This is a genomic window from Arcicella sp. (genome assembly GCF_964672035.1).
The window spans coordinates 1-3,671 of record NZ_CBABQS010000165.1 but is presented as its reverse complement, the minus strand read 5'-3'; the positions used below and the strand labels follow the sequence as shown (position 1 = coordinate 3,671).

The 3,671-nt window shown below is 39.7% G+C and carries 3 protein-coding genes; all 3 read left to right on the top strand.

All coding sequences use genetic code 11. The features are described from left to right. On the top strand, positions 1–240 hold a 240-nt coding region (locus tag AC1W31_RS20835; RefSeq protein WP_481736429.1), incomplete at its 5' end, for a DUF1501 domain-containing protein. 260 nt (positions 241–500) lie between these two features. Then, positions 501–3,068 carry a TonB-dependent receptor gene (locus tag AC1W31_RS20830; protein WP_481736428.1) on the top strand — a complete coding sequence of 856 codons (2,568 nt, stop codon included), beginning with the start codon at positions 501–503 and terminating at the stop codon, positions 3,066–3,068. A 166-nt stretch (positions 3,069–3,234) separates the two neighbouring features. After that, the coding region (locus AC1W31_RS20825; RefSeq protein WP_481736427.1) for an RBBP9/YdeN family alpha/beta hydrolase at positions 3,235–3,671 on the top strand (437 nt) is incomplete at its 3' end.

Sequence of the window (3,671 nt, the reverse complement as noted above, 5' to 3'; positions counted from 1 at the left end):
CATCCCGAAGCATATACCATTTGGATGGCAGGTGGAGGCGTAAAAAAAGGCTTCACCCACGGCGAAACGGACGAATTAGGTTATGCAGGTGTAAAAGGAAAAACCCACGTCCACGATCTCCAAGCTACTATTTTACATCTTTTAGGTTTAGACCACGAACAATTAACCTACCAATTTCAAGGCAGACCTTTCCGTCTGACGGATGTGTCGGGGAAGGTGATTCGGGAGGTATTGGCGTAACACTTTCTAAATACAGGTTTTTCTCCTTTTAAATTTTTTTCTTTTTAAATTGTATTATTTTAATAAATTTCCTGATTTAATAAATTTTTGAATAAAAACTATTGTTAATTTATAGATTAAGTATAATATTTACAAAAAAATAGTCAAGCGAACGTAAGTATCGCTTTTATTTCAATTATTTAATCTACTAATATTATAGATTAAATAGATTAATAAACTCTAACATAATTTTCAAGATGCTAAACGTAAATAAAATCAACATGAAACAAATTTTAATCTCCTCATTCCTAATTGTGGCACTTATACTGCCTTTCACTAATTTGGCACAGGATAAACCCATCATTAATGCTACCGTTTCGGGGAAAGTCGTAGATGCTCGTACCAACGAAATTTTGATTGGAGCAACTGTATCTATTAAAGGAACTACCAACGGAGCTTCAACCGATGCAAATGGGGAGTTTGCCCTTCTCACAGGACAAAAACTTCCTTTTACCCTAATTGTATCCTTCGTAGGTTATCAAAAAAAAGATGTTCTTATCAACACCGATAAAATAGAAATTGCTATCGAAGAGAATACTAATCAACTTTCAGATGTGGTGGTTACTTCACGACGCAGACAGGAATCAGTACAAGATATTCCCATTCCGATTTCCGTAATTCGAGGGGCAGCGGCAGAAGATGCAGGAGCTTTTAATCCCAATCGTTTGAAAGAATTTATTCCCTCAGTGCAACTTTACTCTTCAAATGCTCGTAATACAACGCTCAATATCAGAGGTTTAGGTTCATCATTTGGACTAACTAATGATGGAATTGACCCAGGCGTGGGCTTTTACGTTGATGGAGTTTATTATGCCAGACCCGCTGCTACTTCCTTAGACTTTGTGGATATTGATAGAGTTGAGGTGCTTCGAGGTCCGCAGGGAACACTTTTTGGTAAAAATACCACAGCAGGAGCTTTTAATATTACTACCAGAGCTCCCAGTTTTACGCCAGGAGCCAGTTTTGAAACCAGTTACGGCAATTACAATTACATTCAAGCCAAAGCATCTGTTACGGGACCATTGAGCAAAAAATTAGCCGCTCGAGTTTCTTTTTCAGGAACGCAGCGAGATGGAACAATTTATAACATCACTACACTAAAACCCGTAAATACCATTAACAATTTAGGGTATAGGGCTCAATTGCTTTATACACCAACCGAGAAAATTAACATTACTTTAGCGGGTGACAACGCTCGTCAAAGACCCGATGGCTACGCAACGGTGGTGGCTGGCGTGGTAACGACCAAACGTGCTGCTTACCGACAATTTAATAATATCATTGCTGACCTCGGTTATAAATTACCATCTACCAATCCTTTCGAAAGAGTAACTGATGCAGATACACCGTGGCGAGCAAATAACGATTTTGGGGGCGTATCGCTTAATATTGATGCAAAAATTGGGTCGGGAACACTTACCTCAACAACCGCTTGGCGTTATTGGATTTGGGACCCGTCAAACGATAGAGATTTTACGGGGCTTCCCGTATTAACCAAGTCGAGTGGTAATTCAAGACATAAGCAATGGACACAAGAAATTCGTTATGCGGGACAATTTTCTGATAAACTAAGCGGTGTTTTGGGTGTCTTTTTAATTGACCAAGACCTCACCTCAGACCCCGTTCAAACCGAAGAATCGGGTGCTGCCCAATGGAGATTTTCCCAAAGTTCAACTTCTGCTTTATGGAAAACCCCAGGATTCTTTGATGGATTTGGTACAAAAACCACCTCAAGATTACAAACCTTAGGAGCAGCCGTATTTAGTCAAATTGATTGGTCAATTTCCGATAAGCTACACTTATTACCAGGCATTCGTTTTAATTACGATAAAAAAGATGCAGACTACAAACGTGAAACTTACGGAGGTTTGCAAACGACTGACCCCGCTTTATTGGCTTTGAAAAATGCGATTTATACCAATCAGGCTTTCAAATTTAGCGTTGAAGAAAACAATTTGTCAGGTCAAATAACGCTATCCTACCGCCCCAACAAAAAGGTTAATTCATTTGCCACTTATTCAACAAGTTACAAACCCATTGGGGTGAATCTTGGGGGTCTGCCAACGGCAAATGGGGCAATTTTGATTGATTTAGCCAAAGTAAAACCAGAATATGTAACGCATTATGAAGTGGGAATCAAAACCAGACCAACGCCCCAATCTACTTTCAATGTAACGGTTTATAACACTGATATTAAAGATTACCAAACGCAAGTGCAAACGGCGGAAGTGGGCGTAAACCGAGGATATTTAGCCAATGCTGAGAAAGTAAGAGTACAGGGGGTGGAAGTTGATGGAAATATTAAAGTTGGCAATCATTTATCTTTGAACGGAGCAGTTTCCTACACCGATGGCAAGTATGTTTCCTTCGTAAATGCCCCCGTTCCCCTCGAAGAAACGGGTGGTGAATCAGCTTTCAAAGATATTTCGGGCGGAGATTTACCGGGGATTTCAAAATGGGCTGGGTCGTTCGGAGGAGAATACACTGGAGCGGGTAAATTCATCAGTTTAAAGGGTAATTATTTTGTGGCTCTTGATGCTTATTATCGTTCATCGTTTTCATCAAGTGCCTCACCTTCACAGTTTTTGAATATTGATGGATACGCACTTTTGAATGGCAGAGTGGGCTTTAGAGCTTCCAATGGTATATCAATTTTAGTGTGGGGGCGTAATCTTTTGAATAAAGATTATTTTGAACAGTTATTGCCCGCTGCTGGAAACGCTGGACAATATGCCGCCGTATTGGGCGACCCAGGAACTTATGGAACTACTTTAAGATATACTTTCTAAACGCTGCTAAATCGTTAAAATTAATACAAAATACTTTTACACAACCTGCTAACCTAAATAACTTGGAGAAAAATCACGTCGCTGAGTGGTAAGGCGAAGGTTCGCAAAACCTTTTACAACAGTTAGAATCTGTTCGTGATTGCATTTTACGGCAATAATTAGAAGTATGGAAAACTACAAATTTTTAACTATTCCAGGTTTAGGTAGCTCGGGTTCAGAACATTGGCAGAGTTTGTGGGAAAAGCAATATCCCGAAAAATTCCACCGTGTCGAGCAAATCAGTTGGGATTTGCCCATTTGCCATCAATGGGTTGAAAAATTGGATGATGAAGTGAGAAAACTAAGCAAACCGACTTATCTAATCGCTCATAGCTTAGGCTGTCTCACGGTGGTTCATTGGGCAAATAAATATACCTCTGAAATGGTGAAAGGGGCTTTTTTAGTAGCTCCTCCTGATGTTGAAAATTCAAGACGATTAAGTTTTACTGAAGGTTTTAATCCGATTCCTAAGTTCAAATTACCCTTTAAAGGGGTGGTAATTGCCAGTACAACCGACCAATATTCGAGTATCGAAAGAGCTAATGAATTTGCTTTTGCGTGGGG

Bases quoted from the DNA above. Each gene is read 5' to 3' on its own strand.
- AC1W31_RS20830 (WP_481736428.1), top strand. From the start codon at position 501: ATGAAACAAATTTTAATCTCCTCATTCCTAATTGTGGCACTTATACTG.